This is a genomic window from Streptomyces sp. NPDC030296, from assembly GCF_055572815.1.
The window spans coordinates 548,988-563,989 of sequence record NZ_JBVICQ010000006.1; the positions used below are offsets into that span (position 1 = coordinate 548,988).

Below are 15,002 nucleotides of genomic sequence, written 5' to 3' on the forward strand. Positions count from 1 at the left end.
CTACGGGTGGCGGTCGAGACGCCAGTGGGGGCGGACTGAGGGGGAGTCGGGGGCCGGCGGTTCGACGACGACCTTGGGCGGCAGCGGCAGCTCGTGGAACGGGGACTCGTTGGAGTCCATCTGGTAGCCCGCCGTGTTCAGGTACACCAGCAGGTCGCCGGTGGCCGGGCGGACGGGGAAGGGGATCTTGCGCCAGGTCAGCAGGTCCGACTCCAGGCAGGTGGCGGCGCCCACACAGGCCGGGTACGGGCCCGCGTCGGCGAGGTCCGCCCGGTCGGCGGGGACGACGACCGGGTCGGGCAGGAACTCGCTCTCGAACCACTGCTCGGACAGGCTGAGGCTGCTGCCGTCCACGGTGAGGATGTCGTAGCCGTCGCGTTCCTTGACGCCCTGGACCCGGAAGACGCTGCATCCCGCCTGGTCCAGCAGTGCCCTGCCCGGCTCGACGAGCAGCGTCACCCCGGCCTGACGCACCAGGTCGGCCAGGCTCGACGTCTCGTCCGCCGGGGTCGAGGCGAGCAGGGCGGTGAGGGCGTCCGCGCCGGCGACGGGGGAGTGGTACGGGTAGTAGCCGGAGAAGGTCTTGTGCCGGTGGAAGTGCTCGGGCCGGGTGCTCTCGTGGAAGCGGCGCCAGTCGTCCGCGCCCACGTAGTCCACGGCGAAGCCGCCGCCCACGCTGACCCTGTCGGCGCGCAGCCCGAGGGTGCGGGCGTGCGCGCACAGTCGTACCGCCCGGGCGGCCAGGTCGGCCCGTTCCTGGATGTCGTAGCCGGAGAGGTGGAAGCTGAACCCCGCCATGTCCACGTGCTCGGTGCGGCAGCGGCCGAGGGCCGTGGCCGTCTCGGTGTCGTCCAGGCCGAAGCGGCTGTGCGGTTGCCCCGGCGGAAGGAGGCGCAGCAACACCCGGGCGGTGCGGTCCAGTTCGCGTGCCAGGGCGAGGACGCGGCCGAGTTCGTCGAGGGCGTCCACGGCGATCAGTGCCCCGTGCAGCACGGAGACCCGCAGCAGATGGTCGTCCTTGGCCGGGCCGGTGATCACCAGGTCGGTGCCGCGCACCCCGGCCGCGAGCGCCTCGCGCAGCTCCCCGTGGCTCGCCACGTCCACGCCCAGGCCCGCCACGGCGGCCCGTTCCACGAACACGGACGCCTTGTTGGCCTTCTTGGCGTAGTACACGCGCCCGTCCACGCCCGCCGCGGCGAACGCCGCCCGGAACGCTGCGGCGTTGGCGTCGAACCGCCGCGGGAACAGCACGTGGTAGGGGCCGCCGAGGCCGTGGCCCAGCTCGTGCAGGAGTGAGCTGCCGGGCTGTTCGAGGAGCGCGCGCACCTCCTCGGTGGTGTGGGAGGGGAGGGCGGTCGTCACGTCCACAGCGGCACCGCCGTGCCCAGGCCCTGGGCGAGCGCGAGCTGGGCGAACCGGTGGCCGAGGGCGATGTCGGTGACGACCAGCCCGCTGTTGTAAGCGAAGATCCGCTGCCCCGGCTCCGTGCGGCCCTCGGCGCGGCCCGCGAGCACCTCCGGGAACTCGGCGTGCACGGCCCGGATTTCGCCGTCGGCGTCGGCCATGTCCGTGCCGGTGACCCGCATCTGGGCCTCGCTGGTGGCGATCACGCGGTCGGCGGTGTGCAGGGTGGAGGGCGCGATGCCGTAGCCGATCAGCACCGACAGGGCGGACGGCCTCAGCCACTCGGCCTCCACGGACGCGGGGGTGCCCGGTCCGGCGGTGGCGAGGACGATGTCCGCGTCCGCGGCGGCGGCCCTGAGGTCCGTGACGATCTCCAGCTCCCGGTCGGGGAAGTACGCGTGGAGCTGCTCGCGCACGGCCCGGATGCCGTCCGGGTGGGTGCCGAAGAGCATCAGGCGCTCCAGGTCCGGCAGGGTGGTCAGCAGGAACGGCAGCGCGAGCCGGCCCTGGGTGCCCGTGCCGATGACGAGGGCGCTGCGGCTGTCCGGGGCGGCGAGCTCCCGGGCCAGCAGGGCGGAGACCGCCGGGGTGCGCAGGGCGCCGATGCGGCCGCAGTCGAGCATGGCGACCGGCAGGCCGGTCTCGTCGTCGTAGAGGGTGAGCGTCGTGTAGTAGTGCTGCTTGTCGCGGTCCTCGTGGAGGCCGTACTTGTAGGAGGTCTTGATCGCGACGACCCCGCGCACCCCGTCCCGGCCGAGCATCGCGTACGCGACGGAGTGGCCGTCCTCGGGCTTGACGGTGAGCTTGCGCGGGTTGTCGGAGCGGCCGTCCGCCAGGGTGCGGTACGCCTGCTCCACCACGGAGACGACATCGGTCAGCGTGATGTCGATGCCGGCCACGTCGCTGGTGCTGAGAATCCGCAGTGTCTTGTCGTCGGGCGCCACGGCCGTTCCTTCCGGGGTGTCGATGCGGGTCATGCGTACGCCTCCACGGCGGTCTGGCCGTAGCCGTGCTCCGACTTCTCGGCGGGCGGCCTGGTGGCGCGGCCCCCGACCCGCACGGAAGAACGTTTCAGCCAGCGGTCCGTGCCGTCGTAGCGGGCCTGGAAGGGGACCCGGCCGTGGACGACGAGGTCGTTGTCGACGACCAGGACCTCGCCGGGGTTCAGGCTCACCGCGACGCTCACGCGGGCGAGTTCCTCCTCCAGCCGGGCGTAGGCCGCGCGGTGGTCCTCGGGTGCCTGGTCCAGCGGGGTGTAGGCGGGGTCGAAGCGCAGGGTCAGCCCCTCCTCGGACGCCCAGAGCGTGGGCACGGCCGGTGGCTCGCCGGCGTAGCCCTGAGCCTCCTCGTAGGCGTCGTCGGGCAGGATCGGCAGCACCGGACGGCTGAGCAACTCCACCTCGCGGTCTTCGAGTTCGACCTGGCGGATGCTGGCGGCGGTGGTGGCGACGGAGTCGTGGTTGCGCATGCAGCCGAGGACCAGCAGATGGGCCCGGCCGGGGTGGAAGGCGTCCTCGGTGTGCGGGCTGAGCAGCACACTGCTGCTGGCGCCGGTCTGCTCCTCCTCGTGGCCGGGGGACGGCACGATGTTGTGGACGAAACGGCCCTCCTGCTGGCCCTCCCAGGCGATGGGAGTGCCCATCACCGTCGAGAGGAGCAGCAGGACCACGTCGTATACGGCGCCGGCGTCGCCGGCCGTCGACCAGTGGCCCGGTGTGGGGCCGATCTCGGTGTCGTCGACGGGCAGGCCGCGCAGCACGAACAGGCCCTCGGCGGTGTCGACGGGGCGGCAGGCGTGGCGTATCGCGTCGCTCAACGAGGCGGTGGCGGTGGGGATTTCGGCCAGCAGGTCGGGGTGGGTCGACGACCCGTCGTACCTGGCCAGGAGGGTGCGGGCGGCGGCGGTCAGTTCCGCCACCGAGTCGGAATCGAGCAGGCGTACGGGTGCGGTTCCCGTGGGCATGGTGACTGTCCGTTCCAGTGCGGGGGGTGCGGGGCGGCGCGTTGCTGGTCTACGGGCATGGAGAAGAAGGCCCTCCGGAGCGGGCCGCGTGGTCGGTGCGGCGCCGGGAAGCCCTGGTGAAACATAGCCAGGCTCCAGATGACAGGCAAGGCTTACCTAAGTAAGATCTGGATCACGCGAAGTCGGTCTTGTCACACGGGAGTTGTGCAAGGTAGGTAAGGCTAAGCAAATCTCGGTCAACTGCGGGAAAATGAGGAACACGTGGAGCTGACGCGACGTCACATGCTCTGGCTCGGCGGCGCCATCGGCGCGGGCGCCCTGCTCACCGCTTGCGGTGGGGGCGGCGACGAGGAGCCGAACGCGGCCGCCGGCGGCGGCTCTGCCGAACCCGTCAAGGGCGGCACCCTGCGGGTCGGCGCCCTCGGCAGGGCCGGCGCCATCACCCGGGACCCCCACGGCAGCCAGGCCAACGAGAGCGACTACCTCATTCTCAGCCTGATCTACGACACCCTGACCGTCCCCGGCACCAAGCCCAACACCGAGCCCCGCCTCGCCGCGAGCTGGAAGGCCTCGGACGACCTGAAGACCTGGCGGTTCACGATCGCCAAGGGCGCGAAGTTCCACGACGGGTCCCCCGTCACCGCCGACGACGTCGTCTTCTCGCTCAAGCGGCTGCGCGCCACCCCCGCCGGTGCCTCCCGGCTGCCCGGCATCCAGGAGAAGAACATCTCCGCCGACGGCACCGACACGGTCGTGATCGTCTCCGACTACGCCAACGCCGAACTGCCCCTGCTGGTCCGCCTCACCACCTTCGTCGTCCCCAAGGGCACCACCGACAAGAACATCGCCAAGGCCCCCGGCACCGGCCCCTTCAAGCTCGACTGGTTCCGCGGCGGCAACGCCCGCCTCGTCCGCAACGACGACTGGTACGGCGGCGACGTCCACCTCGACGCCATCGAGGTCAAGATCTTCGAGAGCCCCCAGGCGATGGCGAGCGCCCTGCTCGCCGGCCAGATCGACCTCGCCTCCAACGTCGGCGCCGTCGCGGCCCGCACGGCAGAGAGCCGCAAGGACATCAAGACCGTCCGCCGCCCCAACGACATGGCGATGCCCATCGTCCTGCGCACCGCCGACGGCCCGTTCGCCGACGCGAAGGTCCGCGAGGCGCTGCGCCTGGCCGTCGACCGCGAGGCCATGGTCAAGCAGGTCCTGTCCGGCTACGGCACCGTCGCCAACGACATCCTCGGCACCGGCGACCCGGCCTACGACAAGAGCATCCCGCAGCGCACCCGCGACCTCGCCAAGGCCAAGGAACTCCTGAAGGAGGCCAAGTTCGACACGTCGAAGACGTACGAGCTGTACACCACCGAGGACATCGCCGGCCTCGCCGAGTCGGCCACCCTCTTCGCCACCCAGGTCCGCGAGGCCGGCGTGAAAGTGAAGGTCGTCAAGCAGGAGTCCGGCACCTTCTGGGACAAGACCTGGCTCAAGGGCGACCTCTACACCACCTACTGGGGCACCAACGACTCGGTGGTCTTCTTCGCCAGCAAGACCATGGTCTCCGACAGCGGCCAGAACGAGGCCGGCTGGAAGGACGAGGAGTTCGACACGGCCTACCAGAAGGCCATCGGCACCGCCGACGCGAGCGAGCGCACCGCCCTGCTGAAGCGGCTCCAGCGGATCGAGCACGACAGCTCCGGCTACCTCCTGTGGGGCATGGCCGACGGCATCGACCTCGCCGGATCCAAGGTCAACGGGCTGCCCACACTGCCCGGTTACGGCCGCGTCCAGCTCGAGCGGGCATGGCTGGCCCGTTGACCGCTGACACGGCCGCACCCGCCGGGCCCTCTCCCCACGGGGAGAAGGCCCGGCGATCGCGTGCTCCCCTCGCCCCGCTCGCCGCCCGGGTCGGCCTCGTCGTCCTGAAACGGGCGACGCTTCTCGCGGTGCTCCTCGCGCTGGTCTTCGTCACCGTCGAACTGCTGCCGGGCGACGCCGCCGACGCCACCTCCGAGCGCGGGGAGAGCGCCGCCGACACCGAGGCCCGACGCAGACTCCTCGGCCTCAACCGGCCCGTCCTCGAACGCTTCTGGGACTGGATGAGCGGCCTGCCCACCGGCGACCTCGGGGTGTCGGCGCGCGGCGAGAAGGTGAGCGACCTGCTGTCCTCGGCGTTCCCCAACACCCTCCTCCTCGGCGGCCTCGCCCTGCTGCTGACCGCCGTCATCTCCCTCGCTCTCGGTTGCTGGGCAGCGCTGCGGCCCGGCGGACGCGTCGACCGCGCCGTCTCCGGCGCCGCCACCGCGGTCCTCGCCCTGCCCGAGTTCGTGGTCGCCGTCGCCCTCGTCCTGCTGCTCTCGCTGTGGACGGGCTGGCTGCCCGCGGTCACCCTCACCGACGCCGACGGAACCCCCGCCGACTGGACCATGCTGATCCTGCCCGTGCTCGCCCTGACCGTCCCGCAGGCCGGCTGGAACGTACGCATCGTGCGCGCCGCCCTCGCCGACGAGGCCCGCGCCCCCCATGTGGAGACCGCCGTCCTCGACGGCCTGCCCCCGCACCGCGTCCTCACCCACCACGTCCTGCCCGGCGCCCTGCCCACCATCACCGCCGGCCTCGCCACCTCCACCGGCATGCTCCTCGGCGGCGCGGTCGTGGTCGAAACCATCTTCAACCACCCCGGCATCGGGTCGGTCCTGGCCTCCGCCGTGACCGACCGCGACAGCCCCGTCATCGCCGGCGTGACGGCCCTGTCGGGCGCGGTCATCACCGGCGTCCTGCTGCTCGCCGACCTCGTCCGGGACATGACGGCGGGAGGACGCCGATGAGCCCCCGCACCCGCGCCGTCGCCCTCCGCGTGCTGCCCGCCCTGCTGCTGCTCGCCCTCGCCCTCGCCGGGCCCTGGCTAGCCCCCCATCCCATCGACGCCCCTGTCGCCGCCCCGTACGCCGAACCCGGCGGCGACGCTCTGCTCGGCGGTGACCAACTGGGCCGGGACGTGCTGAGCCGGCTGCTCGCCGGCGGCCGCGACCTGGTGCTCTCCTCGCTGCTCGTCGCCGCGCTGGTCACCGGCGGTGCCGCGGTCCTCGGCGCGGTCGGCGCGCTGCGCCCGCGCGTCGGACGCCTGGTGGAACGGATCGCCGACGTGCTGATGCTGTTGCCGGCGGTGCTCGGCATCCTCCTCGTCACCCTGTCCTGGCCGGACGGCGGACGGTTCGCCGTGATCGCCGCCGCCGTCGTCCTCGGCGTGCCGTACGCGGTACGGCTCACCGCCGGAGCCGCCGCCCCGGTGGCCGCCTCCGGCTACGTCGAGGCCGCCGCGGCGGGCGGCGAACGGCTGTGGCACCTCGTACTGCGGGAGGTCCTGCCCAACCTGCGCGCCACCCTGCTCGCCCTCTTCGGCCTGCGTTTCGTCGCCGCCGTCTACCTCGTCGCCACCGCCGGGTTCCTCCAGGTGGGGCCCCAACCCCCCGCCGCGGACTGGGCGTTGATGATCCGTGAGAACTCTTCCGGCATCCTCCTCAACCCCTGGCCCGTGGTCGCCCCCAGCCTCGCCATCGGCCTGCTCGCCCTCTGCGTCAACCTCGCGGCGGCGGCCCTCGCACCCCAGTCCGGCCGGAAGGCGGTGACCGTCCTGTGAGCCACACACCCGACAGGTACCGGGAGGACGGCCCTCCCGCGCCCGCCGCGACCCCCGCGGCCCGGATCACCGACCTCACCGTCACCGCCCACGACGGGCGGATCCTCCTCCAGGACGCCCGGCTCACCCTCCGCCCGGGCCGGCTGACGGCCCTGACCGGCCCCTCCGGCTCGGGCAAGACCACGCTCCTGCGCGCCCTCACCGGACTCCTGCCCCCCGGCACCGAGCGCGCCTTCGGACACGTCGAGGTCCTCGGCCACGACGTGTTCGCCCTCTCCGAACGGGACCTGCGCACCCTGCGCCGCGAGCGGCTCGCCTTCGTCGGCCAGGACCCCGGCTCGGGCCTCAACCCCCGGATGCGGGTCCGCTCGCTCCTGCGCGAACTCAGCGACGACCGGACCCCGCAGGCGGTGCGGGCCCTCCTCGAAGAGGTACGGCTCCCCGACGACGGCACCCTCGTCACCCGGCGCCCGGCAGCCCTGTCCGGCGGACAGCAACGCCGGGTGGCCCTCGCCCGCGCCCTGGCTCGCCGACCCCGGCTCCTCCTCCTCGACGAGCCGACGGCCGGCCTCCACCCCGAACTCCGCGACGACATCGGCGACCTGCTGCGCCACCTGGCCCGCGAGCACGATCTGGCGGTGGCGCTCTCCTGCCACGACCCCGAACTCGTGGAACGCGTCGCGGACGAGGTGGTGGAACTCCGGTCGGGGACGCCCGCACCCGGTCCGTCCCAGCGGGGTGGTGTGTCGGGGTGTCCGCCTGAGGGGCGGGCCGAGGACCGGGCGGGGAACCGCGCGGGGGACCCGGCGGAGGGTCGAGTGGCGCGCCGGGCGGGGGGCCCGGTGGGGTCCTCGACCGGGCGTTCGCGGGGGGACCTGGCGAAGGACCGGGCCGGGGACGCGGAGCAGGGCCCGATCGAGGGCCGGACGCGGCACCGGGGGGCCGGGACCGGATCGGCGGACGTCCCCGTACTGGACGTGCGCGGTCTCTGCGTGGTGTTCGGCCGGCGTTCGGACGTTCCCGCGCTGGACGGTGTCTCGCTGACCGTCGGTCCCGGGGCGGCGACCGGCATCGTCGGCGCCTCGGGCTCCGGCAAGACCACGCTCGTCCGCGCCGTGGTCGGGCTGCAGCCGATCACCGCCGGCACGATCCGTCTCGACGGGGCGCCGCTGAGCACCGGCCTGCGCGGGCGCAGCCGCGAACAGCGCCGCCGCGTCCAGTTGGTCACCCAGAACCCGCTCGGCGCGCTGAACCCCAGCCGCACGGTCGCCGCCGCGCTCGGCAGACCGCTGCGCCTGCACCGGCGGTGCGCGTCCGGCGCGGTGCCGGCCCGGGTGGCGGAACTGCTCGAACAGGTCGGTCTGCCCGCCGAGTTCACCTCGCGCTACCCGCACGAACTCTCCGGCGGACAGCGTCAGCGCGTGGCCATCGCGCGGGCCCTGGCGGCCGACCCGGACGTGCTGATCTGCGACGAGGTGACCTCGGCACTGGACACCGGCACCGCGGAGTCGATCATGGACCTGTTGGTCAGGCTGCGGGAGGAGCGCGGCACGGCCCTCGTCCTCATCAGCCACGATCTCCCGCTGATCGCCGACCGCACCGACACGGTCACCGTCCTCGAAGCGGGCCGCAGCGTGGAGTCCGGCCCCACGGCGACGGTCTTCACCGCCCCCGCCCACGAGGCGACCCGCGCGCTTCTGCGAACACCGGCGGGGGTGGCCTGAGGTCGGCGCCGACAGGACCCGGGGGAACAGAGGGCGGCGCTGCCCCCTCGCAGCTCAGTACGGCTGCAGCGTCCAGTGCTGGAGGGGGCTGCCCGTCTCGTTCCAGATGCCGACCGGGTTGCCGTTGAGGCCGCCGCTGCTGGCGTAGGCGTCCATCGGCGCGGTCCCGTTGCGATGCACGTAGATCTTGTAAAAGTTGCCGTAGAGCACCAGCTTGAGGTTCTGCGACGCCGAACGGTTGCAGTCCCACAGCTTGAACTGCCGGCCGACGGCGCCCCCCGACTCGGCGGGATAGTCCAGGCAGCGCCCCTTGGGCGCGTTCACGAGGGCGTAAGGGTAGCCGGGGTTGCCCGAGGAGACGAGCCGCCACTGCTCGCTGATGCCGCCATTGCAGTCCCACAGCCCGACGGCCTTACCGTTCTCACCGCCGCCGGAGTAGAAGGCGTCGAGACAGCGCCCGGTTCCGCGGTTGACGAGATGGTGGATATCGGCGAGCAACGCCGCATCGGTCGTGACGGACCGAGCCGGTGCCGGCCGCAAGAGCCGGCACCGTCGCCGCGGCGCGGTGGCTGACGGGTCAGTCCACGTTGACCACCTTCCACAGCTGGCTGTCGGCGTTCGTGTCCGTCGTCTGCGCGAGCTGCGTGCCCGCCGTCGAGTTGGGCACCGAGAGCAACTTGCCGCTGTTCACGTTCCTGATCTTGTAGTAGCCGTTTCCGTCGGCGACCAGAGTCCAGCGCTGGTTCGCGGCGTTGGTGTCGGACGACTGGATGACGGTCGCGCCGTCCGCGGTGGAAGCACCGCTGACGTCCATGAGCAGGCCGCTGTTCCGGCTGACGATCTCGTAACTGCCGTCACCCACCGGGGCGAAGCGCCAGTTCTGGTTCCCGGCTCCGGTGTCGTTCCACTGGATGACGTTGGCTCCGGCGGTCAACGATCCGCCTGACACGTCGATGGCCTTGTTGCTGCTCTTGTTGACCAGCTTGTAGTTGGCGTTCTTCGCGGGGAACTGGATCGAGGCGAACGCGTCCAGGGCGCAGACGGTGTTGGACGAGGAAGCGTTCTTGGTGCCGGTGCACACGACCTTGATCGTGTGCGGGCCCGCGGCCAGGTTCGTCTTCTCGAACAGCGGCACCTGCTTCGTCACCGTCGAGGCGTACGCGTCGATGCCCGCCTGGGCCAGGGTGCCGTCGATGTAGACGTCCACCTTGCCCATGTTCGGCTGCGTCATGCTGAGGTACCGCACGCCCGTGCCGGTGAACGAGAACTCGGCGGAGTTGCCCGCGGTGCCCGTGAACTTCTCGGACCCGTTCATGTCCTTCGTGTCGTTCCAGTTCGACCAGGTCCCGGAGTAGGTCACGCCCGCGGCCTTGTCGTCGACGTGGTTCCAGCGCTGCCGCACGAGGGCGTTCGACGCGGGAGACGCGTTCCCCTGGGCGTTCACGACGTAGAGCCGGTAGTCACCCGCCGTCTGCGGGACGCGGATGCTCGTCGCGGTGCCGCTCGCGCTGGTCATGGTGGGACCGGCGGCGAACGTCGTCGTACCGGCGGGAGCCAGCCACAGCGTCTTGGTCGCGTCCTTGGGGCTGCGCACCGGAACGGTCATCACGCCCGTGCCGGCGAACGTGCTCGCGGGCAGCGCGTAGTCCTGCGCAGCCGTGGCCGCGGCGGGCAGGAGGTCCTTGTAGGCCTCCTCCACACCCGCGTTCAGGGCGATGCCGTACGCCTGCGACGGCCACACGTTGTCCCCGTAGCCCTTCACGTCCGTGATCGTGCTGTTCGGGACGTTCCTGCCCGCGATCTTGTTGAGGGTGCCGTAGTTGTTGGTGATGCTCAGGTCGTGCTGCCGGCCCCAGGTGCCGGAGTTGACGGTGTACGCCAGGCCCGGGTCGACGTCGAACACGTTGTCGTGGTAGTTGATGAAGGCGGAGCCTTCATCGGGGTGCAGGCCGTACTTGTGGCCGGCCGGGACGCCCTTGATGTAGTTGCCGCTGATCTCCGTTCCCGGCTGGCTGCCCAGCGTGTAGATGGGAGCGGAGTCGCCGAGCACCTGCATCGTGTCGAAGATCTCGTTGTACTTGATGGTGTTGTTCTTCGCCGTGGTGGTCGGGTTCCCGGGATTGATGGAGTTCGTCGAACCGTCGAAGTTCCACCATCCCCAGCCGAGGGTGATGCCCGCCCACGGGGACTTCTCGATCCGGTTGTGCTCCACGGACAGGGAGTCCACGAAGTACGCCGAGACGGGGCTGGAGGCCTCGAACAACACCGCGCTGTCGTGGAGGTAGTTGTTCGTGATCGAGATGTTCTTGCAGATCCCCTCGACGTTCACCGGGTACTTCTCGTTGTTGGTCGAGGTGTAGTCCCCGATGTACACGTGCTGGGGGTGCCCCACGGTGATCGCGGAGCCGCCTATGTCATTCGTGACGTTGCCGGTCAGCTGCGAGTCCGTCACGTCGTTGGCCAGGGTGATCCCGTCGGCGCCGGTGTGCTGCACCGTGTTGCGCCGTAGGGTGATGCCGTCGGCGTTCTCGATCTGGACGGCGGCCGGCGGCAGGTCGACGTTGCGGTAGGTGTACGCGTGGAAGTTCTTCTTCGCGTACACGGTCGAGATGGTGTTGCCCTGCGTTGACTGCCGGAAGACTGAGCCCGCGACATCGACCAGGTTCCAGTCGGAGTGCTCGACCGTGAGCCCGGAGAACGTGATGTTCCGCGCGTGGTCGGTCCTCGACGTGCCGGCGATCTTGAGCAGGGTGGACACGTTGTTCGGCGCGAAGACCTTCGCCGTGGTCATGTCCTCGGAGCCGGACTTGTAGTAGTACAGCGTGTGGGTGGTCTTGTTGAAGTAGAACTCGCCCGGCTTGTCCAGGAACTCGTACGCGTTCATGAACGTATGACTGCCGCCGGCTTTGAACGGGCCGTACGGCGGTGCCTGGGCGATGGCCGCACCCGGCTGCTGGAACAGGGCCACGCGGTTGGCGCCGTCCGAGCCCGTGGTGATCTGACGGACGCCCACGATGGCCGTGGTCCACGTCGTGGCCGACTTGATCTCGACGTCGTCCTGGTTGGCCGCGACGGCGGGCAGGTCGGAGAGGCTGTACTTGGCCCCGTCGCAGTGCGAACCCGACTCCCAGGCCCAGGGGGCCTGGCCGGCCGTGACGGAGTAGGACCCTTGGCATCCGGCCGAGTCGATCGTCTTCGAGGCCATCTGGGCACGCTTGCCGTCGACGTAGAGGGCGCGGAGCTTGTCGTCGCGGTTCAGCGACGCCTTCCAGATGTTCCCGCTGTGCTGGGTCCAGCCGGCCACCGGGACGCCACCGTTCAGCACCGGCTTCTCGTTCTGGTAGGCGGCGTACACGACACGGTGGCCGTTCGTCCCGGAGTCGGCCGACGTGAAGTCGACGGTGCTGCTCACGGGGTAGTTGCCGCCGCGCAGGAAGACGTTGATGTCGCCGGTCATGTCGTCGTTGACCGTGCGTACGACGTCCCGTGCGTGCCGCAGGGTCTTGAACGGCGCGGAGATCGTCCCGGCGTTGGTGTCGCTGCCGTCGGGGGCGACGTAGTAGGTGGCCTGGACCGCTGCCGCGGCCGGGGTCGACAGGGTGAGGGAGGCCAGCGGCGTCGCGCAGAGGGCCGTGGCAAGTACGGCCGAGAGCCTGCGGACGGTGGAGGGGAAGGGATTCATCGTCTGCCCCTCCTGCTGGATCGGTCGGTCGGGAGAGCGTTCATGCGGCGGCTCCAGGGGTGCGGTCGGTGCGATTTCGCGAACGGGTCGACTTCCTCAGTGCTTCTCCAGTGGCAGCGGATGTGGTGCGCCCTCGCACCTCAGCGGCATCAAGGGACACCGCCGACGGTGATGGGGACGTCCTGCCTGATCAGCCCTCGTTCACGGAGGTCGTCCCAGAGCGCCCGGGGTACGGCGCTCCGCTGGAGTGCCACGTTCTGCGTCACCTGTGCGCGGTCACGCATGCCCAGCGTGACGTTGACGGTGTTGGGATGGGTTGTGGGGAAGGCGATGGCGGCGGCGGGAAGGCTGGTGCCGTGTTCCTCGCAGATCTCCGCGATCGCCCGTGCGCGGGCGACCAGTTCCCGGGGAGCGTCCCGGTAGTCGTACTTCATGCCTTCGGCGGGCCGTGGACGCGAGAGCAGCCCGGAGTTGAAGACACCGGCCGCGACGACGCTCTTGCCCGCTTCCCGCGCGGCGGGCAGCACGTCGTCCAGCGCCGACTGGTCGAGGAGGGTGTAGCGCCCGGCGAGCATGACCACGTCGGCGGCGGTCTCCCGCAGGAAACGGGCGAGCATGGCCGACTGGTTCATGCCGGCGCCGATGGCCCCGACGACCCCTTGGTCGCGCAGCTCCGCCAGAGCGGGCAGGGCCTCGTCGGCGGCCTGCCGCCAGTGGTCGTCGGGGTCGTGCACGTAGACGATGTCGAGCCGGTCGAGGCCGGTGCGGCGCAGGGAGTCCTCGATGGAGCGGAGCACGCCGTCGCGGCTGAAGTCCCACTGCCGGCGCAGGTCGTCCGGGACGACGAAGCCCTCACTGTCGACGCCCTGGGGACGCTCGTTGGGGACGAGGAGCCGGCCCACCTTGGAGGAGACGACGTACTCGTCCCGAGGGCGCTGCCGCAGGGCCGCCCCGAGGCGCTGTTCGGAGAGTCCGAGGCCGTAGTGCGGCGCGGTGTCGAAGTACCGGATGCCCGCGTCCCAGGCCGCGTCGACCGCGGCCGACGCGTCGGCCTCCGAGGTGGTGCGGTACAGGTTGCCGATCACCGCCGCGCCGAACCCGAGGGCGGTGAGTTCGACGGACGTGCGGGCGACCCTCCGGCGTCGCATGACGTCCTCCTCGTGGACGCGGACGTCGACGCGGACCGGTACGGAGTCGGGGCCGCCGGTCATCGGCCGAGCCATCCGCCGTCGACGGGCAGGGTGGTGCCGTGGATGTAGGCGGCGGCGTCGGAGGCGAGGAAGACGGTGGCGCCGGCGAGGTCGTCGGGGCTGCCCCAGCGTCCGGCGGGGATGCGGTCCACGATCGCTTTGCTGCGGACGGGGTCGTCCTGGAGGGCTTGGGTGTTGTCGGTGGCGATGTAGCCGGGGGCGATGGCGTTGACGTTGACGCCGTGCGGTGCCCATTCGTTGGCGAGGGCTTTGGTGAGTCCGGCGATGCCGTGTTTGGCGGCGGTGTAGCCGGGGACGGTGATGCCGCCCTGGTAGCTGAGCAGGGAGGCGGTGAAGATGACCTTGCCGTGGCCGCGGGCGACCATGGTGGCGCCGACGGCGCGGGTGAGGACGAACTGGGCGTTGAGGTTGACCTGGAGCACCAACTCCCAGTCGGCGTCGCTGTGCTGGGCGGCCGGGGAGCGGCGGATGGTGCCGGCGTTGTTGACCAGGATGTCCACGGGGCGTTCGCGTCCGGCGAGGGCGGCGCCGAGGGCGTGGACGGCGTCGGGGTCGGCGAAGTCGGTGCGGATGGCTTCGAAGGTGCGGCCTGTGGCGGTGACGTCCTTCTCGATGTCGCTGCCGGATTCCTCCAGGCCGGCGCTCACTGCGATGATGTCGGCTCCGGCGGCGGCGAGGGCGCGGGCCATGGCCCGGCCGATGCCGCGGCGGGCTCCGGTGACGACGGCGAGTTTCCCGGTGAGGTCGAAGGCGCTCATACGGCCGCTCCCTGGGTGTCGTCGGAGTGGTCGGCGGTGTCGTCGGAGTGGTCGGCGGTGTTGTCGGTGCAGTCGACGAGGATCTTCATCACGTCGCCGCCGCCCTCCAGCGCCTCGAACGCGGCGGGTGCCTGGGTGAGGGGGACGACCTTGCTGATCAGCCGGTCGGCGGGGATGGTGCCGTCGGCGACCAGGGCGACGGCGTTCTCGAAGTCGCAGCGGTCGTACAGGCGGGCGCCGACGAGGGTGAGTTCGCGCCAGAAGAAGCGGTGCAGGTTCACCTCGCGCGGGCGGGGGTGGATGGCGACCAGGCACAACCGCCCCCGCACACCGAGCACCTCGACGGCGGTGTCCACGCCGCCGGCCGCACCGGACACCTCGAACGCCACGTCCGCGCCCGCGTCGGCGGTCCATGCGCGGACCAGGGCGCCGATGTCGTAGGCGGCCGGATCCCAGACGGTCAGGCCCAGTCCTTGGGCCAGCGCACGGCGGTGGGCGCTGAGCTCAACCACTCGCACCTGGGCTCCGGCGGCCCGGGCGACCAGGGCGATGAGTACGCCGACCGGTCCGCCGCCGACGACCACGGCCTTCTCGCCCTTGGTGACCTGTGCCCGGCCGAC

The 15,002-nt window shown here is 71.4% G+C and carries 12 protein-coding genes; 4 read left to right on the top strand and 8 right to left on the bottom strand.

Translation table 11 applies throughout. The features are described from left to right. From ACZ4Z3_RS20595 to ACZ4Z3_RS20605, 3 genes are read right to left on the bottom strand one after another with little or no spacing between them, the layout of a single operon-like run. Positions 1 to 1,368, bottom strand: a complete 1,368-nt coding sequence (locus ACZ4Z3_RS20595) for an alanine racemase (RefSeq protein WP_468502332.1) — start codon at positions 1,366 to 1,368, stop codon at positions 1 to 3. Next, the gene (locus ACZ4Z3_RS20600; protein ID WP_468502333.1) at positions 1,359 to 2,381 is read right to left on the bottom strand and encodes an ornithine cyclodeaminase family protein; all 1,023 of its coding nucleotides are present in this window, start codon (positions 2,379 to 2,381) and stop codon (positions 1,359 to 1,361) included. The genes ACZ4Z3_RS20595 and ACZ4Z3_RS20600 overlap by 10 nt, the downstream gene beginning before the upstream one ends. Beyond that, positions 2,378 to 3,367 (bottom strand): TauD/TfdA family dioxygenase, encoded by a 990-nt coding sequence (locus tag ACZ4Z3_RS20605; RefSeq protein ID WP_468502334.1) that lies wholly within the window; start codon positions 3,365 to 3,367, stop codon positions 2,378 to 2,380. The genes ACZ4Z3_RS20600 and ACZ4Z3_RS20605 overlap by 4 nt, the downstream gene beginning before the upstream one ends. 282 nt (positions 3,368 to 3,649) lie before the next feature. Between ACZ4Z3_RS20605 and ACZ4Z3_RS20610 the strand changes: the two genes are divergently transcribed. From ACZ4Z3_RS20610 to ACZ4Z3_RS20625, 4 genes are read left to right on the top strand one after another with little or no spacing between them, the layout of a single operon-like run. Further along, the gene (locus tag ACZ4Z3_RS20610; RefSeq protein ID WP_468502366.1) at positions 3,650 to 5,185 is read left to right on the top strand and encodes an ABC transporter substrate-binding protein; all 1,536 of its coding nucleotides are present in this window, start codon (positions 3,650 to 3,652) and stop codon (positions 5,183 to 5,185) included. Next, positions 5,170 to 6,195, top strand: a complete 1,026-nt coding sequence (locus ACZ4Z3_RS20615) for an ABC transporter permease (protein ID WP_468502335.1) — start codon at positions 5,170 to 5,172, stop codon at positions 6,193 to 6,195. Before ACZ4Z3_RS20610 ends, ACZ4Z3_RS20615 begins: the two co-directional genes overlap by 16 nt. Then, positions 6,192 to 7,007 (top strand): ABC transporter permease, encoded by an 816-nt coding sequence (locus ACZ4Z3_RS20620; RefSeq protein WP_468502336.1) that lies wholly within the window; start codon positions 6,192 to 6,194, stop codon positions 7,005 to 7,007. The genes ACZ4Z3_RS20615 and ACZ4Z3_RS20620 overlap by 4 nt, the downstream gene beginning before the upstream one ends. Continuing rightward, positions 7,004 to 8,731, top strand: a complete 1,728-nt coding sequence (locus ACZ4Z3_RS20625; protein WP_468502337.1) for an ABC transporter ATP-binding protein — start codon at positions 7,004 to 7,006, stop codon at positions 8,729 to 8,731. The genes ACZ4Z3_RS20620 and ACZ4Z3_RS20625 overlap by 4 nt, the downstream gene beginning before the upstream one ends. A gap of 54 nt (positions 8,732 to 8,785) precedes the next feature. Here the strand turns inward: ACZ4Z3_RS20625 and ACZ4Z3_RS20630 are convergent, their stop codons facing one another. From ACZ4Z3_RS20630 to ACZ4Z3_RS20650, 5 genes are all read right to left on the bottom strand, one after another. Then, on the bottom strand, positions 8,786 to 9,229 hold the full coding sequence (locus ACZ4Z3_RS20630) for an RICIN domain-containing protein (protein WP_468502338.1): 444 nt from the start codon (positions 9,227 to 9,229) through the stop codon (positions 8,786 to 8,788). A gap of 79 nt (positions 9,230 to 9,308) precedes the next feature. Next, complete coding sequence (locus ACZ4Z3_RS20635; protein ID WP_468502339.1) at positions 9,309 to 12,413, bottom strand: RICIN domain-containing protein; 3,105 nt, start codon at positions 12,411 to 12,413, stop codon at positions 9,309 to 9,311. A gap of 149 nt (positions 12,414 to 12,562) precedes the next feature. Beyond that, on the bottom strand, positions 12,563 to 13,561 hold the full coding sequence (locus ACZ4Z3_RS20640) for an aldo/keto reductase (RefSeq protein ID WP_468502367.1): 999 nt from the start codon (positions 13,559 to 13,561) through the stop codon (positions 12,563 to 12,565). A 59-nt stretch (positions 13,562 to 13,620) separates the two neighbouring features. Then, positions 13,621 to 14,382: an SDR family oxidoreductase gene (locus ACZ4Z3_RS20645; protein WP_468502340.1), complete on the bottom strand. Its 762-nt coding sequence runs from the start codon at positions 14,380 to 14,382 to the stop codon at positions 13,621 to 13,623. Next, the coding region (locus ACZ4Z3_RS20650; RefSeq protein ID WP_468502341.1) for a zinc-binding dehydrogenase at positions 14,379 to 15,002 on the bottom strand (624 nt) is incomplete at its 5' end. The genes ACZ4Z3_RS20650 and ACZ4Z3_RS20645, both read right to left, overlap by 4 nt.

Bases quoted from the DNA above. Each gene is read 5' to 3' on its own strand.
- ACZ4Z3_RS20640 (WP_468502367.1), bottom strand. From the start codon at position 13,561: ATGCGACGCCGGAGGGTCGCCCGCACGTCCGTCGAACTCACCGCCCTC.
- ACZ4Z3_RS20605 (WP_468502334.1), bottom strand. From the start codon at position 3,367: ATGCCCACGGGAACCGCACCCGTACGCCTGCTCGATTCCGACTCGGTG.
- ACZ4Z3_RS20600 (WP_468502333.1), bottom strand. From the start codon at position 2,381: ATGACCCGCATCGACACCCCGGAAGGAACGGCCGTGGCGCCCGACGAC.
- ACZ4Z3_RS20620 (WP_468502336.1), top strand. From the start codon at position 6,192: ATGAGCCCCCGCACCCGCGCCGTCGCCCTCCGCGTGCTGCCCGCCCTG.
- ACZ4Z3_RS20635 (WP_468502339.1), bottom strand. From the start codon at position 12,413: ATGAATCCCTTCCCCTCCACCGTCCGCAGGCTCTCGGCCGTACTTGCC.
- ACZ4Z3_RS20615 (WP_468502335.1), top strand. From the start codon at position 5,170: ATGGCTGGCCCGTTGACCGCTGACACGGCCGCACCCGCCGGGCCCTCT.
- ACZ4Z3_RS20610 (WP_468502366.1), top strand. From the start codon at position 3,650: ATGCTCTGGCTCGGCGGCGCCATCGGCGCGGGCGCCCTGCTCACCGCT.
- ACZ4Z3_RS20645 (WP_468502340.1), bottom strand. From the start codon at position 14,382: ATGAGCGCCTTCGACCTCACCGGGAAACTCGCCGTCGTCACCGGAGCC.